Source organism: Salinicola sp., assembly GCF_982684285.1.
Genome location: NZ_CEXLVS010000066.1, coordinates 1 through 17,099 on the forward strand (window position 1 = coordinate 1; position 17,099 = coordinate 17,099).

A 17,099-nucleotide genomic window follows, 5' to 3' on the forward strand; every position below is an offset into this window, starting at 1 on the left:
CTCGGACACTGTCGTTCTTCGGCAAAGCGGCCTTAGCCTACTATAGTATCCAAGCGGCTGAACTATCGTGACTTTTCAGCAGCGACGCCGCCGTCTTCGATGGGCATCCGGCAAACATGCACCGGCGTATGTATTCCAGTAATATGCTCTCTTTACGCAGCGTGACGCTTTTTCCACTCAGTCTTCGCATCGGGTACGGCTTTGGCATCAGGCAAGGATGACACCGGCATAGACAAGGCGACCTTTCTGACGCCTCGGCGGACGCGTCGCCGTCTGCGCGCCTGCCATGAATGCGACCTGCTGGTCGCGCTGCCGCCGCTGCATGCGGGCCAGCGAGCCAGCTGCCCGCGCTGTGGCCATACGCTCAGCCACCGCCACGTCCGCCCCGCCGAGCGCAGCCTGGCATTCGCCATCAGCGCCCTGATCGCACTGGCGGCAGCGCTCTATTTTCCGTTCATCAGTTTCGAGGCGCGCGGCGTCAGCAACGCCATTCAACTCACCGACACCTCGGCCAGCCTGGTCAGATTCCACGAGCCTTTCGTCGGCATGCTGGTACTGCTGACCGTGGTGGTGCTGCCCGCTGTCTACCTGCTCGCGGTCATCTGGCTGCATTTCGGCCTGCTGCAGCGGCGCCCGCTGCCGCGGAGTTACCGCATCGCCCGCGCGCTTTCCCACCTGGGGCCATGGATGATGGCGGACGTCTTCGTGATCGGCGCACTCGTCAGCCTGATCAAGATCGCCGGCATGGCGTCCGTCGACCTGGGCCTGTCGTTCTGGGCGTTCTGCGTCTATGCCCTGCTGCTGCTGCTGACCACACGCTCCATCGACACAGACTGGATGTGGTTCTCGCTGGTGGGCGAGCCGCTGGCACCCGAGGGGTGTCGGCCGGGCCAGCCGGCCGCGGAACAGAAGCTCACCGGCTGCCCGACCTGCGGGCTGGTCAATCGCCTCGGCCATTTCGGGCGCGGACGCTGCCAGCGCTGTGGAGAGCCGCTACGTTTCCGAAGCCCCCACAGCCTGCAGAAGACCTGGGCGCTGCTGATCGCGGCGACACTGTGCTATATCCCCGCCAATCTCTACCCGATCATGACCACGACATCGCTGGGCAACGAGACCCCTTCGACCATCATCGGCGGCGTGATGATCTTTCTCGGCCATGGCGACTGGCCCATCGCGCTGATCATCTTCACCGCCAGTGTGGTGGTGCCGATCGGCAAGGTGTTCGCGCTCGCCTGGCTCTGCATCACGGTCCGGCGCAGCGGTGAATCCGAGTTCAAGCACAAGCGCCAGACGCTCTACCGGATCACCGAACTGATCGGCCGCTGGTCGATGATCGACGTGTTCGTGGTCGCCATTCTGGTGTCGCTGGTCCATGCCGGGTCGCTGCTGTCGGTCACCCCGGGGCCGGCAGCGCTCGCCTTTTCCGCCGTGGTCATCATCACCATGCTGGCGGCCATCAGCTTCGACCCACGCCTGATCTGGGACGCGCGCAACATGCAGCCCCACATGCCGGCCGCGCTCAAGCGCCAATCCCCCTATTCGCCTGTCAAGGAAGCCGACGATGCCTGATTCGATGCAACGCGCCAAACGAGTGTCGCAATCGCGGCTCTCGCCGATCTGGATAGTGCCCCTGCTGGCGGCGCTGATCGGCGCCTGGATGGTGTGGGACAACATTTCCAGCCGAGGCCCGTTGATCACGCTGAACATGGAGAACGCCGAGGGCATCGAGGCCGGCAAGACCTTGATCAAGACGCGCAACGTCGAGGTCGGACACGTCGAGGCGGTACGCCTCTCCGACGATCTGTCCCACACCGTGGTGACGGCCCGCATGTCCAACGACGCGGCGCGAATGCTCAATACCGAGACCCGCTTCTGGGTGGTCAAGCCCCGCATCGGGCGCGAAGGCATCAGCGGTCTGAATACCGTGCTCTCCGGCGCCTACATCCAGCTCGCGCCAGGCAAGAGCGATGAACCCCAGGACAGCTTCGACGTGCTCGAACAGCCGCCTGTCGCGCCGCCCGATGCCCCTGGACTGAGGATCAACCTGGTGAGCCAGGTCGGCAACTCGCTCAGCGCCGGCGACCCGATCACTTACCAGGGCTATACCGTCGGTCGCGTGGAGAGTACCGATTTCGATCCCGAGAAACGGGAGATGCGCCACCGGATCTTCATCCAGGCCCCCTATGACAGCCTGGTGACCGATACCACGCGTTTCTGGAGCTCTTCCGGCATCGACGTGCAGCTGGATTCGGAGGGGGTCAACGTCAACCTCGACTCTTTCGAGACGCTGATCAGCGGGGGCGTGACCTTCGGCGTGCCCGAGGATATCGCCCGCGGCAATGCGGCCAAGCAGGACGCGACCTTCACCCTCTACAACAACGAGGAGAGCGCCCGCGAAGGCACCTATGACCAGTACATCGAGTATGTCCTGCTGGTCGACGACACCGTTCGTGGACTCAGCCGGGGCGCACCGGTGGAGTATCGCGGCGTTCGCGTGGGCACGGTGGTCAGCGTCCCCTGGCACTTCACCGCCCCGCAGCCCGACACCCTGACCCAGTTCGCGATACCGGTACTGATTCGTATCGAACCGCAGCGGCTGGAGAGCAGCGAGAACATCAACGAGGATATCGACGATCAGGAAGTGCGGGATCGTTTCGTGACCATGTTCAAGGAGTATGGCCTGCGGGCGACGCTCAAGGCAGGCAACCTGCTGACCGGCGCCCTGTTCGTCGACCTCAACTTCAGCCAGGACGCCGAGCCCTACAAATCGATGGAGTTCGACGGCAAGCCGGTGTTCCCGACCGTATCGGGTGGGTTCGCGCAGATCGAACAGAAGATCTCGAACCTGCTCGACAAGCTCAACGGTCTGCAGGTCGAGCCGATTCTCGACAGCCTGGACCAGACGATGCAGACCTCCCAGCAGACCCTGGAAGAGGTGCGCCAGATCGCCGAGTCGGTCAACGCCATCGTCTCCGATCCGGCGACGCAGCAGCTACCGGGGAGCCTCAACGATACGCTCCAGGAGTTGCAGAACACGCTGAACGGCTTCTCTTCCGGCTCTTCCGGATATCGCCAGCTCAATGACACGCTCAAGCAGCTGGAAATCCTGATGCGCGATCTGCAGCCGGTCGCCAAGACCCTTCGCGAGCAGCCCAATGCGCTGATCTTCGATCGTGAAGTCCAAACCGACCCCGTGCCGAGGGCTCCCCAATGATGGCTTCATTCATGCTCCGCTGGCGCCTGTTCGGCGCCACGACCCTGTTGACGATCGCGACCGCGACGATGGCGGGTTGCGCCGCGCAATCCACCCCGGCCAGCCGCTTCACCCTGCCGGAGGTCGAGAGTCCGCCGTCATCGGCAGTGTCGGTCTCTTCGCGGCAACTGGCCGTCAGCCCGGTCGAGGTGGCCAGTTATCTCGATCAGGAGGGTATCGTGATGCAGACCAGCGATATCGAGCTCAACGCCGCCAATCAGAACCTGTGGGCGGAAGAGCTGGGGCACCAGCTGACACGCCAGTTGCGCCAGTCGCTCTCCGCGGAGCTGCCGGGCACGACGGTGGTCAGCGCGGCGCAGGGAGGGGCTGGCGCGCAGCGGCTATCGCTGAGCGTCGACCAGTTTCAGGGGCGCTACGACGGACGCGCCCTGGCCTCCGGGGAGTGGCAGCTCCATGACGGTAACCGGCTGGTGATGCAACGACATTTCGAGGTGACGCGCCCTCTGGACGACGACGGCTACCCGGCGCTGGTGCGTGCGCTGGGTGCGGTATGGAAGGATGTGGCGCGGCAGGTGGCGGCCGGCGTCCGCGAGACGCCCGCCCAGACGCCGACCGCCAACTGAAGAGGGCCAGCTAGAGGGACCCGTCCGGACACTGGTTGCGCCGGCCTGGGGACGGTCGCTATGGCCGTCCCCGGGCCGACGACAGAGCTGGCAGCACGATGGAGTAAGCGACGCGCCACCGTCCGGTGACGCCACCGAACGCGGTCAGGGATTGAGCCGGCTTCTCAGGCGCGATACCGCCTGACTGTGCAGCTGGCAGACCCGGGACTCGCTGACGCCGAGCACGGCGCCGATCTCCTTCAGGTTGAGCTCCTCCTGATAGTAGAGCCCCAGCAGCAGCTTCTCGCGCTCCGGCAGTGCATCGATCGCCGCCATGACGTTGGCCCGGTTATCCGCGTCGAGCAGCGCCTCGAGCGGCGATGGCGGACCACCCTCGGAAACCGCCGTCACGCCGTTTTCGCTATCGCTCTCGTCGTACGCCAGCAGAAAGCCGTTGTTGGCGTCCGTCAGCAGCTGATGGTACTCGTCGCGGGATATCCCCATCTCGTGGGCGATCTCGCGCTCCTCGGGGGCACGGCCGAGTTGCTGCTCCAGCCTGCGCACCGCCTGATCCAGGGCCCGGGCGCTGCGACGCACGCTCCGCGGCATCCAGTCACGACTGCGCAGTTCATCGATCATCGCGCCGCGGATTCGCTGATTGGCGTAGGTCGAAAAGCTGGCGCCGTGGGAATCGTCGTAACGGCCCATGGCGTCCAGCAGGCCCAGCATCCCCGCCTGGATGAGGTCGTCGAGCTCCACGCTGGCGGGCAGGCGCACTTGAAGGGAGAGCGCGTGGCGTCTCACCATCGGCAAGTACTGCTCAATCAATGCGTGCTGATCGATTTTGCCTTGTGCGGTATACATCGAATGGCCTCGTGCAAAAACCCACGGTCACCGGAACGCATGACCCAATCACATCATTATGCCGCGCCCTCGGCGAGCCAAGACGGCAAACTGCCCGTCATCCGGAGGCTATTTCGGTTGTTTGTCGGCACTACTGACGATAGTCGATGATCAGTTGACCGCCGGAGATCGTCACCCTGTCGGCGCCATGGCCCGTGGCCGGCCACTGGAAGCGCAGCCGCAACGGCTCGGCGGCAGATCGTCCCGAAAAGCGTAGCGTCTCCCCCCGGCGCCGGGCGAGCGGCAGACAGAAATCGTCCTGGCATAGCCAGGCCTTCAGCGTCGGCGCGGGCACGTCGGTGCGAAAGGTCCAGCGGATGCGAACGATCTCCGCCCCCGCGATGGATGCCGGCGGCTGGATCGCGATGCCGGCGAGAGGACGCTCCGACCTCACCACGGCCTGGCCCGGCAGCGGGGCGACCCAGGTTCCCTGGGCCGCCCAGGCCAACGCCACCGGCCATGCGACGATCGTGGTCAGCACGATTCGCCATGATGAGAGCGAGCACCCCGGGCTCATGGCGGTGCGCCAATGGTCGTGGTGACCCGCAGGTTACGGTCATCCGGGATTTCCGCTTGCGAGAGCACCACCAGCGACTTGATCTGGCGGCGCAGGAAGCGTGACAGCAGAGCGCGCAATCCATGCTGCACGACCAGCACGGTCGGTTCGTCGCGGCTCTGCTGCCGCTCCACCGCGGCGGCCGTCTGCTGCATCAGGGTATCGGCCAGCCCCGGCTCCAAGGCGCCGCCATTGTTGAGCGCCTGGGTCAGCACCTGTTCCAGCCTGGGCTCGAGACTCATGACATGCATCGAATCGCGACCCGGGAACCACTGCTGGGTGATCGCCCGTCCCAGCGCGACGCGCACCAGGGCGGTCAGTTCGTTGGCATCCGACTGCTGGGGGGCATATTCCGCCAGCACGTCGAGAATCGTGTGCATGTCCCGAATCGGCACGTCCTCGGCCAGCAGGTTCTGCAGAATGCGCTGGAGCGACGTCAGCGGCAGCAGCTTGGGCACCACGTCTTCCACCAGCGATTTCTGGTGTTCGGCGACCTTGTCCAGCAGTTGCTGTACCTCGGCCCGGCCAAGCATGTCACCGGCGTTCTCGTGCAACAGATGATTGAGATGAGTCGCGATCACCGTGCTGGCGTCCACGACGGTATAGCCGTAGATCTGGGCTCGTTCCCGCTGCGCCGTCTCGATCCAGTAGGCCGTCAGCCCGAACGCCGGATCCTGGGTACGACTGCCCTCGATGGCACCGGACACCTGGCCGGGATCGATGGCCAGCCACTTGCCGGGAAACGCCTCCGCCCGTCCGACTTCCACCCCCTTGAGGGTGATCACGTAGGCATTGGGGTTGAGCTCCAGGTTGTCGCGGATGTGCACCACCGACGGCAGGAACCCGACGTCCTGCGCGAATTTCTTGCGCACGCTCTTTATTCGCCCCAACAGCTCCCCCTTCTGGCGCTGGTCCACCAGCGGAATCAGGCGATGCCCCACCTCCAGCCCCAGGGTGTCGACCAGTTGCACGTCGTCCCAGCTCGCCTCGGGGGTCTCCTGCACCGCCGGCGGCGCTCTCTCCTCCACCTCGCGTACCGCCTGGACCTGCTCCCGCCGCAGGATCCACCACCCCAACGCCGCCAGCACCACGGCAAACAGCAGGAACACGACGTTCGGCATGCCGGGGATCATGCCGAGCAGCCCCATCACGCCGGCCGCCAGAAACATCACTCGCGGATTGTTGAACAGTTGGCTCAACAGCTGCTGGCCGACGTCCTGGTCGGTGTTGACGCGGGACACCGTGACACCCGCCGCGGTCGAGATCACCAGCGCCGGAATCTGGGCAACCAGCCCGTCGCCCACCGTCAGCAGGGTGTAGGTCTTTACCGCCTCGCCAAAGGGCAGGCCGTGCTGCGCGACGCCGATCATCAAGCCGCCGATCAGGTTGATGACCATGATCAACAGCCCCGCCATGGCATCGCCGCGGACGAACTTGCTCGCACCATCCATGGAACCGTAGAACTCCGATTCCTGGTTGATCTCGGTGCGGCGCCTGCGCGCCTCTTCCTCGCCGATGAGACCGGCGTTGAGGTCGGCATCGATCGCCATCTGCTTGCCTGGCATGGAGTCCAGCGTGAAGCGCGCCCCGACTTCGGCGATACGCCCAGCGCCCTTGGTGATGACCATGAAATTGATGACGACGAGAATCAGGAACACCACCAAGCCGACGGCAAAGTTGCCGCCGATGAGAAACTCGCCGAAGGCCTCGATCACTTTGCCCGCGGCGTCACCGCCCTGGTGCCCTTCCATCAGGACCACGCGGGTCGAGGCCACATTCAATGACAGCCGCAGCAGCGTCGAGAACAGCAGCACCGCCGGGAAAGCCGCAAAATCCAGCGGTTTCTCGGTGAACATGCTGACCAGCAACACCATGATCGACAGCGCGATATTGAAAGTGAAGAACAGGTCGAGCGCGAATGGCGGCAACGGCAAGATCATCATGCTCAATATCATGATGATCAGTACCGGGCCCGCGAGCACTCTGTACTGCGTTTCCGCCGGCCACTTGCGCTGACCGAACCACTGGCTGAGCGCGTTCATTCACTCTCCTTGGATGAATCCGGTGCCGCATCGTCGAGGGCGGGTGGCACGGGTAAGTCGCGGGGGGTCGCCGGGACCTCGCCGCCATCGCTTTCGACCTGCTTGAGGCGAAATGCCCAGGCCAGGACCTCGGCCACCGCGGTGTAGAGATCGCCCGGGATTTCCTGGTCGAGGTCGACGTGGTGATACAGCGCGCGGGCCAGGGGTGGGGCCTCCAGCCGCGGCACGCGATTCTCGTCGCCGAGTTCCCGAATTCTGGCAGCCACCTGATCGGCGCCCTTGGCAATGACGACGGGGGCGGACATCGCATCCTGCTGGTAGCTCAGTGCGACCGCGTAATGGGTCGGGTTGGTCACGATCACGTCGGCCGTCGGCACCTTGCTCATCATCCGCCTTCTCGCCATGGCCTGCTGCTGCGAGCGGATGCGCCCCTTGACGTGCGGGTCCCCCTCCGTCTCCTTGTGCTCCTGTCGAATGTCCTCGCGGCTCATTCGCAATTTCTTGTTATGGCTCCATATCTGATAGGGGACGTCGATCAGGATGACCAGCAACAGTGAGGTCACGATCAGCGCGCACCCCACCGCCGCCATCCTCATGGCCGTCGCCAGCGCCTGCTGAATCGGCAGCTCCATGAGGCCGAGCAGCGTATCGCGCTGCCCCCACAGATAGGCCACGCCGACACCGCCGACCAGGGCCGACTTGGCAATGGCCTTGGCCAGTTCCGCCAGCGCCTGGGTCGAAAACATTCTCTTCAGGCCCTTGAGCGGGTTCAGCTTGCTCAACTGGGGCTTGAGCGATTTCGCCGACAGCAACCAGCCGCCCAGCATCGTCGGGCCCAGGATCGCGGCCACCGTGAACAGCAGGAAAAGCGGCAGCAGAGCGATCAGGGTATGTTCCCCCAACGACCAGACATGACTCAGCATGCGGGCGGTGTCGAACGCCAGCCCATGATCGAAGAGAAAGGCCTGCTCCATGACGATGCCCAGTTCGTCATAGAGGTTGTTGCCCATGACCCAGAGCCCGAGCACGCCGCAAACCAGCAACAGGAACGTCGCCAGCTCGCGCGAGCGCGCCACCTGCCCCTCCTCGCGCGCTTTCTCGATTCGCCTGGGAGTCGCCGGTTCGGTCTTTTCCTGATCGCTGTCGTTCTGTTCGGCCAAGCGCGCACTCCGCCCGGATCGGGGATGAAGGAATGGACGCTATTCTGCTCGGAGAGAAGTCAGTTCAAAGGGCGAAATAGCAGGGCGAACGCCCTGCTATTCCGGGGGGAGAACATTCAGGAAGGATGAAACTCGCGGTGATGCCCGTCGCCGGCCTCAGAATCCGAGACTGTCCAGCAGGTCGTCCACTTGGTCCTGGCTGCTGACCACATCGACGGCTTGCGGATTGACCTGCGGCCCGTTCAGCAGCGAGCTGGACTGTGAAGCTGACAGCGCAGCCTGTTCGCGGCGTTCGGATCCCTCGGGCGCGTTGTCGATCAGCACCTGGAGCAACTGCTGCTCGATCTCGTGGATCACCTCCATCATTCTCTTGATGACCTGCCCGGTGAGATCCTGGAAATCCTGCGCCATCATGATCTCGAGCAACTGCGCATTGGTGGCACTGGTACGCTCCGGCACGCCCTGCAGATAAGAGCGCGTGTCCTTGACCAGCGCCTTGGCTTCGTCCAGCGCCTTGGGCTCGGCAAACCAGGCGTCCCAGCGCTTGTCGAGGGCGACCGCCTCGCTCTCGAGCGCGTTCTGGAGAGGCTGGGCATGATCGATGGCGTTGAGTGCGCGCTCCGCGGCCTGCTCGGTCATCGAGGCGACATAGCTGAGCCGGTCGCGGGCGTCGGGAATGGCCTGGGCCGCTTTCTCCACTTCCTTGTCGAGGCCCAGCTCACGCATGTTTTCACGCAGCATGCGGGTCAGGTGACCAATTCGGTGGATCAGGTCGTCGGGCGCTACGCTCTCGGCAACTCTGGCTTGAGGATTGGCACTACTCATGGTCTCCCCTCCCGAGGCGTCATTTGCCCAGCTTTTCGAAAATTTTGTTGAGCTTTTCTTCGAGCGTCGCGGCGGTGAACGGTTTCACGACATAACCGTTGGCGCCCGCCTGGGCTGCCGCGATGATGTTCTCTTTCTTGGCCTCGGCCGTCACCATCAACACCGGCAACGACGATAGCTTCGGATCCTGGCGAATCTCCTTGAGCATCTCCAGGCCGTCGAGATTGGGCATGTTCCAGTCGGAAACGACGAACTCGAAACCGCCGGCCCGCAGCTTGGTCAGCGCTTCCTGACCATCCTCGGCCTCATCCACGTTCTCGAACCCGAGTTCCTTGAGCAGACTGCGGACGATCCGACGCATGGTCGGGAAATCGTCCACTACCAGAATGCTCATGTTCTTGTCAGCCATCGTCTGTCCTCATCGAATCGTTTGGCGGGCCTGCCGGGATTTATCGGCAGCAGGCCCGCTCGCTTTATAGGCGCCCGTCAGACGCGCTGCGCGCGCCCCGCCACGTGCATCTGCTGGACCAGGTGGCCCGCGATGTCCGGCAGCCCGATGGTCTCGGTCGCGCCGCCCAGCGCAATGGCCTCCTTGGGCATACCGAACACCACGCAGCTCGCCTCGTCCTGCGCCACCGTGTGAGCACCGGCCTCGCGCATTTTCAACAGGCCCGCCGCCCCATCGCGCCCCATCCCCGTGAGAATGACGCCCAGCGCGTTCCGACCGGCGCAGTCGGCCGCGGACTGGAACAGCACATCGACCGACGGGCGGTGCCGGTTGACCGGAGGACCGTCGTCGAGCGCGATCACGTAGTTGGCTCCCGAACGGCTCAGGCGCATGTGCCAGTCGCCCGGGGCGATGTAGACATGTCCCGGCAGCACCCGCTCGCCGGCTTCGGCTTCCTTGACGGTCACACGGCAGAGGCGATCGAGCCTTTCAGCGAAAGAGCGGGTGAAACCGCCCGGCATGTGCTGGGTGATCAGCACTGCCGGGCTGTTGGCCGGCAACGGCTCGATGACCTGGCGAATCGCCTCGGTTCCACCGGTCGACGCGCCGATGATGATGATCTTCTCGCTGGAGAGCATCGGCGCCTTCAGCACTTCCCGCGGCCTGCCTGATTCGGCCGGACGATCCTGGCGCCGGGGCCTGGCCTGCGCGGCCGCCCGGATCTTGTCGGCGATCATCCCTGCGTATTCCAGCATGCCCTCCCGGATGCCGACCTCCGGCTTGGCGACGAAATCGACCGCCCCGAGTTCCAGCGCCTTGAGAGTGATCTCGGAACCGCGCTTGGTCAGGGAGGAGACCATCAGTACCGGCATCGGCCGCAGCCGCATCAGCCGCTCGAGGAAGTCCAGCCCGTCCATGCGCGGCATCTCGACGTCCAGCGTCAACACGTCGGGATTGTGCTGCTTGATCAGATCGCGTGCGACCAGCGGATCGGGCGCCGTGGCAACCACGGTCATGTCGGGCTGGGAATCGATGATCTTGGTCATCAGATCCCGTATGAGCGCCGAATCGTCGACGCATAGCACCTTGATTATCGGTTTCACCGTCACTCCTTAGCGCGAGGCATCCCCGGCATTGCTCGCGATGACGGCGATGCCAACGTGTAAACGGTCTGCCCCCTCAAACGGAAAGCCTGGCTCAGAAAGGAGAAGTTCTCCGAATGACCCGCAAACAGCAGCCCATCCGGTTTCAACTGGCCCGCGAAGCGACGCAGGATCTCGGTCTGGGTCTCCTTGTCGAAATAGATCATGACATTGCGGCAGAAGATGATGTCGAACGGCCCACTGATCGACCACGCACCGGTAACCAGATTGAGCGACCTGAAGTCGATCATCGCCGCCAGCTCGGGACGCACCCTGGCCTTGCCGGCACGCGCTCCGCTGCCGCGCTGGAAGAACTGACGACAGCGGGCCTCACCGAGCTTCTCCACCGTTTCCAGCGGATACACCCCGGCCCGCGCCGTGTTCAACGCTTCGGTGTCGATATCGGTCGCCAGGATCTTCACCTGGGAGGCAGCGGCGCCCAGCGTCTCTTTTACCGTCATCGCCAGCGAGTAGGGTTCCTCTCCGGTCGACGCCCCGGCGCACCAGATCTTGATCCCGGGGCCGCGACGACGCACCTCTTCGGCCAGCGCCGGAAAATGGTGCGCCTCCCGGAAGAAGGCGGTCAGGTTCGTGGTCAGGGCATTGGTGAACGCCTCCCACTCCTCGGAATCCGAACGGGCCTCGAGCCTGTCGAGATAGTCACCGAAGCGGGTCATGCCATGCAGCCGCAGACGCTTTGCCAATCGGCTGTAGACCATTTCACGCTTGTTATCGGCCATGACGATACCGGCGCGGCGGTAGATCAGATCCCGGACCCGCTCGAAGTCACGCGGGGAAAAATCGAGATCCCGGGTGAAACGCACGGCACCGTCACCATTACTGTCGCCCATACCGTGGGCCGAGAACATGACCGACTCGGTTTTCAAAATGCCTCCCACTCCTCGTTGTCATCCGTCACGACACGGCGACCGCCGGCCGGCAGCCTGGCGGTTGCCTCGGTGGGCCGCGCCAGCCGCTGTGTCTCGTGGTGCTTGCCGGACTCGGGGTTGCCGGACGGCGTCAGACGCTCCTCGCCACTGCCCGCCAGACGAAAGACCGCGATCGAGTGGGTCAGGTGCTCGACACTCGCACGCAGCTCTGCTGCGGAGGAGGCGGTCGTTTGCACGCGCTCGGCGTTCTGCTGGGTCACTTCGTCCATCTGGGCGACGGCCTGGCTGATCTGCTCGATGCCGCTGGTCTGCTCTTCCGAAGCCGCGGAAATCTCGCTGATGATGTCGTTGACGCGGGTCACGGCGTTGACGACTTCATCGATCGATCCCTCGGCCTGACGCACCAGATCCGCGCCGTGCCCCACCTCCTGGGTGGAGCTGTCGATGAGGTTCCGGATCTCTTTCGCGGCATCGGCACTACGGCTGGCCAGGTTTCGTACTTCGCCGGCCACGACCGCAAACCCTCTGCCCTGCTCGCCCGCCCTCGCCGCCTCGACCGACGCGTTCAAGGCCAGAATGTTGGTCTGGAAGGCGATCGAGTCGATCACGGCGACCTTGCGCGAGCTATCTGTGATCCGCCCCATGGTCCCGACGACCTCGCCCATGACCTGGCCGCTCCGGCGTACGGTATCGGTCGCGCCATTGGCGAGTTGGCTGGCCTGACGAGCATTGTCGGCGTTCTGTTTCACGGTCGCCGTCATCTGTTCCATGCTGGAGGCGGTCTCCGCCAGCGACGCCGCCTGCTGCTCGGTGCGCGAGGAGAGATCTTCGTTGCCACTGGCGATGTCGCGGGTCGCCGGCGCCACCACGGCGACGTTCGAATTGACGTCGCCGACGATCGTCCCCAGGCTCTGGCGCATGCTGTTGAGCGCGCCGATCAGACGCCCGATTTCATCGTTGCTGCGTTGCCGCAGCGTCGCGCCCAGATTGCCCGAGGCGATCTGCAGTGCGAAATCCAGCGCTTCGCGAACCGGCTTCAGCGTCGCTCGAATCGTCGTCATGCCCACGATGAGCAACAGGATGGCCCCTGCCGCCAGCAGCGAGAGCAGGATGATCATTGTGGTGCGCTGGGATTTGGCGGCGCTGACGGCCATGGCCGCGCCACTCTGACGCTTCGCCTCGACCAGGACGTTGAGGTCGCTGCTGATCTTGTCGCTGTTGGCCTGCAGCACATCGTTGTAGGCCACGTAGGACTGGTAGAAGTCACCACTGTTGAGCGCCTCCATGACCCCCTTCAGCCCGTCGTCCCGATAACTCTCGAGATCGGCGGCAAAGGTGTCCGCCGCTTCGGTCTGATTGACCGGCCGGTTCTGATAATAGGCGGCCCAGGTGGCGTTCAATTCGCTGATGAGCGCATCGACTTGATCGTTGATCGGCGCCAGATCGGCCGCCATCGGGTTACTGACCGGCTTGGAGACGAGGTCGCGGCCTTTCGACATCAACTGATCGATCTTCTGCAGCCGGGCCAGGTCCTCGAGGCCATCGGTGGTCAGTCGTTGCAGACGTTGTCCGTCTTCATGCAGCGCATAGATAGAGACGCTGCCACTGACGGCCAGCACGACCAGAGCCAGCACCATCATCGAGATCAGCCGCCCTTTCAGCGATCGCAGGCTGAGCCGACGAAGCGCGGGAACGAATCCCCGCGGCTTCAGTTCGCCACGGTCGAGCCGAACGCCTCGCTTGCGTCCGGCCAGCAGCTGCGGGTAGTGCTTTTCCGCCAGTTGACGCGGCTTGTCGGCAACCCGGGTGCGCACGGAGGTGTAACCGGCGACCTTGCCATCCTCGATGATGGGCGTGACCGTGGACTGGACCCAGTAATGGGATCCATCCTTGCGGCGGTTCTTGATCACCCCGGACCAGTTTTCGCCCCGCTCGAGGGTCTTCCACAGGTCGGCGAACGCCGCAGAAGGCATATCGGGATGACGAACGATGTTATGGGGCGCGCCGATCAGTTCTTCCCGGCTGAAACCGCTGACCCTGACGAACGCCGGATTGGCGTAGGTGATCCTGCCTTTCAGATCGGTTCGGGAGATCAGGTAATCCGAGTCGCTGACCACGAACTCATGGTCGGTCACAGGCTGATTGTTTCGCATCGCAGCATCCCTGGTGTTGTTATGCCCACTCGCGATCTGCCGGCGGGCATGGGGCAGACCAAACGTGATCGTTGCGGATTGTTATCGGCCGATCGATCGCACTCTTGAGCCTTCCGCGGCAATCCCGCTCATGCGAGCTGCTCCACGGCATGTCGCTCCCGCTCGGCGTTCGGCCGCCATTGGGTCAAGCCTGAAGGGTCCTCGGCATCGGTTGGCGCGACGCGATAGTGCTCCAGCGTCGCCTCGAGCTTGCGGGCCTGTCCCACCAGCGACTGGGAGGCGTTGGCGGTCTGTTGCACCAGGGCGGCGTTCTGGCTGGTGACCTGGTCGAGTTCGGTGATCGCCTGGTTGACCTGCTCGATGCCGCTGCGCTGCTCGCGGGAAGCGTTGGCGATCTCCTCCATCAGGCCACTGACGCTGGCCACGGAAGAGACGATCTCCTCCATGGCTCGGCCCGCCTGCTCGATCAGGGTGGCACCGCTGTTGACTTGCTCCCCCGAGCCGGTGATCAGCGTTCGAATCTCTCTGGACGCCTCGGCGCTACGGCTGGCCAGATTGCGGACTTCCTCGGCGACGACGGCAAACCCTCGTCCGGCAGAGCCGGCGCGTGCAGCCTCGACGGAGGCGTTCAAGGCGAGAATGTTGGTCTGGAAGGCGATGTTGTCGATCATGTCGACGATCTCCGCCATCTGCCGCGAACCCTCCTGGATCTTCGACATCGTGGTCTCGATGTGGCGCATCATCTCGCCACCCTGCTGGGCTCGCTCACGGGTCTGCGTCGCGGCGCGGGTGGCCGTGTCGGCGTTGTCCGCATTGTGACGAACGGTCTGGGTCAACTGCTCCATGCTGGAGGCCGTCTCCACGATGGCGGCGGACTGCTGGTCGGTTCGTACGGCGAGATCCTGGTTGCCACTGGCGATCTGGCCGGCACCGACATTGACCCACTCGGCGCTGGTTCGGATATCGGAGAAGGTCTTCGACAACCGCTGGCGCATGCTCTCTATCGCAAAAAGCAGGCTGTCGGTATCTCTGGCCTTGAGCACCAGCGCCTGGGAGAAATCACCCTCGGCGATCTTCTGGATGCTGTTGCGCGCGTGCCCCGGATCTCCACCCAGGCGCCCCAGTACGTTGCGTATGACCCAGGCCACGATCAGCGACAGCAAGCCGCCAATGGCTGCGATCAGCGCCAGATAGACCGAGGCGCCATCGATCAGCGTGGCATCGATGTCGTCGACGTAGACCCCGGTGGCGATCTGCCAGTCCCACTGCGGTACGCGCATCACGTAGCTGAGCTTGTCGTACATCTCGTCGCCATCGCTGCGACGCGAGACGTAAGGCACCAGGCCGCCATCCGGCTGTTGTGCGGCCGCGAGCATCTCACGATAGAGATAGACGCCGTTGGGATCCTGGTAGTCCCGCATGCTGTCACCCACCGCGCGTCGCGGGTGCTCGACGATCTCGAGATTGGAATCGAAGACGAATATGTAGCCATCGGCACCGAACCCGAGATGGGAGAGCGCGTTACGCGCCTGCTGCTTGGCGTCCGCCTCGCTCAGCTCGCCGCTTTCCGCCTGGCTGACGTAGCTGTCGACCAACTGCTTGGCGCTGCCGATGAAGTACTGCAGGCTCTGGATACGCTGTTCCAGCAGGTTCTCCCGCATGGAGTAAAGCGACCATCCCGCCACCATGACCAGGCCGATCCACATCAACCCCAGCGTCGCCCACAGTTTGCGACGCATCGTCCACTCACGAAAATTCAGCATGACATCTTTACCCGGGTTGCTCGAAAGGTTGCTTGATGGTCGCCACGCTCGCTCCCCACGAAACCGGTCTTTCGAAGCGCGACAGCTTCCTTATCGGCCTGCCACTGGATCACCTTGATCTTTATTAGACCAAAATCTCGAAATTGGACCGGTTTCTCCCGACAACAAAAAACCGCAGCCGAGGCTGCGGTCTTCCGGGACTTGCCGTACCTGACGATCAGGCGCTTTCGGCCGTCCGCTCCACCAGCTGCATCTCCTCGTGGGTCAGCAGCTTCTCGATGTCGACCAGCACCAGCATTCGATCCTCGAGGCTGCCGATACCGCTCAGGTAATCCGAGGAGAGCGTGACACCGAACTCCGGCGCCGGCTTGATCTGGTCCGGGGCCAGGCTCATTACGTCGGAGACGCCGTCGACGACGATACCGACGATGCGATCATCGACGTTGACCACGATCACCACCGTCTGTCCGCCATACTCGATCTTGTCGAGGTGGAACTTCAGCCGCAGATCGATGATCGGGACGATGACCCCGCGAAGGTTGGTGACGCCCTTGATGAAATCGGGCACGTTGGCGATGCGGGTGACGTTCTCGTAACCGCGGATTTCCTGCACCTTGAGGATATCGACGGCGTACTCCTCGTCGCCCAGGGAGAAGACCAGATATTCACTGCTCGCCGCGTCAGTGGCGGGAGCGTTCGTGTTCGCTTGTGCGCTCATGCTAGCGATACCTCTTGCAGGTGTTGATGTTTCGCCTCGTGACGCTGCTGCGACTTGCGTCGATCGAGACGATGTAGATCGGCAATATCGAGAATCAGAGCCACGCTGCCATCACCGAGGATGGTGGCGGCGGAGATGCCCGGCACTTTGCGATAGTTGGTTTCCAGATTCTTGACCACGACCTGTTGCTGGCCGACCAGGTCGTCCACCAGCAGGGCATAGCGACGCCCCTCGCCCTGCACGATGACCGCGATGGCCTCGGTCAACTCGGTCTTGGCGTCGGTCACGTCCAAGGCGTGATGCAAGGCGATGATGGGAAGATACTCGTCGCGCACCTTGAGCAGTTGGTCGTCGCCCGCCATCGAGTAGATGTCATCGGATTGCGGCTGCAGGGATTCGAGCACGGCGTTCAACGGCAACAGGAAGGTCTCGTTACCGCATCGAATGGACATGCCGTCCAGAATCGCGAGCGTCAGCGGCAATACGATCCGGGTCGTCGTTCCCTGGCCGGGCTTGCTCAGGATCTCGACGTGTCCGCCCATCTCCTGGATATTGCGCTTGACGACATCCATGCCGACACCCCGACCGGAGACGTCGCTGACCTGCTCGGCGGTGGAGAAGCCCGGCGCGAAGATCAGTTGCCAGACATCGTCGTCGCTCATGGAATCGGTAACGGCAAGACC

The 17,099-nt window shown here is 63.8% G+C and carries 15 protein-coding genes; 3 read left to right on the forward strand and 12 right to left on the reverse strand.

Going from position 1 to position 17,099, the window contains the following annotated elements; genetic code table 11:
• Positions 1-201: 201 nt before the first annotated feature.
• Genes AC3AYF_RS07875 through AC3AYF_RS07885 form a run of 3 tightly spaced genes read left to right on the forward strand, consistent with a single transcriptional unit; the run spans position 202 to position 3,837 of the window.
• Positions 202-1,569, forward strand: coding sequence for a PqiA/YebS family transporter subunit (locus AC3AYF_RS07875; protein ID WP_487779594.1), 1,368 nt, complete (start codon positions 202-204; stop codon positions 1,567-1,569).
• Positions 1,562-3,214: an intermembrane transport protein PqiB gene (gene pqiB / locus AC3AYF_RS07880; RefSeq protein ID WP_295038315.1), complete on the forward strand. Its 1,653-nt coding sequence runs from the start codon at positions 1,562-1,564 to the stop codon at positions 3,212-3,214. Before AC3AYF_RS07875 ends, pqiB begins: the two co-directional genes overlap by 8 nt.
• Positions 3,211-3,837, forward strand: coding sequence for a PqiC family protein (locus tag AC3AYF_RS07885; RefSeq protein WP_487779595.1), 627 nt, complete (start codon positions 3,211-3,213; stop codon positions 3,835-3,837). Before pqiB ends, AC3AYF_RS07885 begins: the two co-directional genes overlap by 4 nt.
• 144 nt (positions 3,838-3,981) lie before the next feature.
• Here AC3AYF_RS07885 and AC3AYF_RS07890 read toward each other — a convergent pair whose 3' ends face one another.
• The 12 genes from AC3AYF_RS07890 to AC3AYF_RS07945 form a co-directional block, all read right to left on the reverse strand.
• Complete coding sequence (locus AC3AYF_RS07890) at positions 3,982-4,680, reverse strand: RNA polymerase sigma factor FliA (RefSeq protein WP_295038312.1); 699 nt, start codon at positions 4,678-4,680, stop codon at positions 3,982-3,984.
• A gap of 130 nt (positions 4,681-4,810) precedes the next feature.
• The gene (locus AC3AYF_RS07895) at positions 4,811-5,236 is read right to left on the reverse strand and encodes a flagellar protein FlhE (protein WP_295038311.1); all 426 of its coding nucleotides are present in this window, start codon (positions 5,234-5,236) and stop codon (positions 4,811-4,813) included.
• Entirely contained in the window at positions 5,233-7,317 is a 2,085-nt protein-coding gene (flhA, locus tag AC3AYF_RS07900) for a flagellar biosynthesis protein FlhA (protein WP_487779596.1), read from the reverse strand. Before flhA ends, AC3AYF_RS07895 begins: the two co-directional genes overlap by 4 nt.
• Positions 7,314-8,477 (reverse strand): flagellar biosynthesis protein FlhB, encoded by a 1,164-nt coding sequence (gene flhB, locus AC3AYF_RS07905; RefSeq protein ID WP_295038307.1) that lies wholly within the window; start codon positions 8,475-8,477, stop codon positions 7,314-7,316. Before flhB ends, flhA begins: the two co-directional genes overlap by 4 nt.
• Before the next feature lie 156 nt (positions 8,478-8,633).
• On the reverse strand, positions 8,634-9,302 hold the full coding sequence (cheZ, locus tag AC3AYF_RS07910) for a protein phosphatase CheZ (RefSeq protein ID WP_295038305.1): 669 nt from the start codon (positions 9,300-9,302) through the stop codon (positions 8,634-8,636).
• A 19-nt stretch (positions 9,303-9,321) separates the two neighbouring features.
• Positions 9,322-9,711 (reverse strand): chemotaxis response regulator CheY, encoded by a 390-nt coding sequence (cheY, locus tag AC3AYF_RS07915; RefSeq protein ID WP_110599394.1) that lies wholly within the window; start codon positions 9,709-9,711, stop codon positions 9,322-9,324.
• A 77-nt stretch (positions 9,712-9,788) separates the two neighbouring features.
• Positions 9,789-10,853, reverse strand: coding sequence for a protein-glutamate methylesterase/protein-glutamine glutaminase (locus tag AC3AYF_RS07920; protein ID WP_295038304.1), 1,065 nt, complete (start codon positions 10,851-10,853; stop codon positions 9,789-9,791).
• A 2-nt stretch (positions 10,854-10,855) separates the two neighbouring features.
• The gene (locus AC3AYF_RS07925) at positions 10,856-11,761 is read right to left on the reverse strand and encodes a CheR family methyltransferase (protein ID WP_295038317.1); all 906 of its coding nucleotides are present in this window, start codon (positions 11,759-11,761) and stop codon (positions 10,856-10,858) included.
• A gap of 14 nt (positions 11,762-11,775) precedes the next feature.
• Positions 11,776-13,935, reverse strand: coding sequence for a methyl-accepting chemotaxis protein (locus AC3AYF_RS07930; RefSeq protein ID WP_487779597.1), 2,160 nt, complete (start codon positions 13,933-13,935; stop codon positions 11,776-11,778).
• A 128-nt stretch (positions 13,936-14,063) separates the two neighbouring features.
• Positions 14,064-15,674 (reverse strand): methyl-accepting chemotaxis protein, encoded by a 1,611-nt coding sequence (locus AC3AYF_RS07935; protein ID WP_295038299.1) that lies wholly within the window; start codon positions 15,672-15,674, stop codon positions 14,064-14,066.
• 241 nt (positions 15,675-15,915) lie between these two features.
• Positions 15,916-16,416, reverse strand: a complete 501-nt coding sequence (locus tag AC3AYF_RS07940; protein WP_295038296.1) for a chemotaxis protein CheW — start codon at positions 16,414-16,416, stop codon at positions 15,916-15,918.
• A partial coding sequence (locus AC3AYF_RS07945) for a chemotaxis protein CheW (protein WP_487779598.1) occupies positions 16,413-17,099 on the reverse strand: 687 nt, incomplete at its 5' end. The genes AC3AYF_RS07940 and AC3AYF_RS07945, both read right to left, overlap by 4 nt.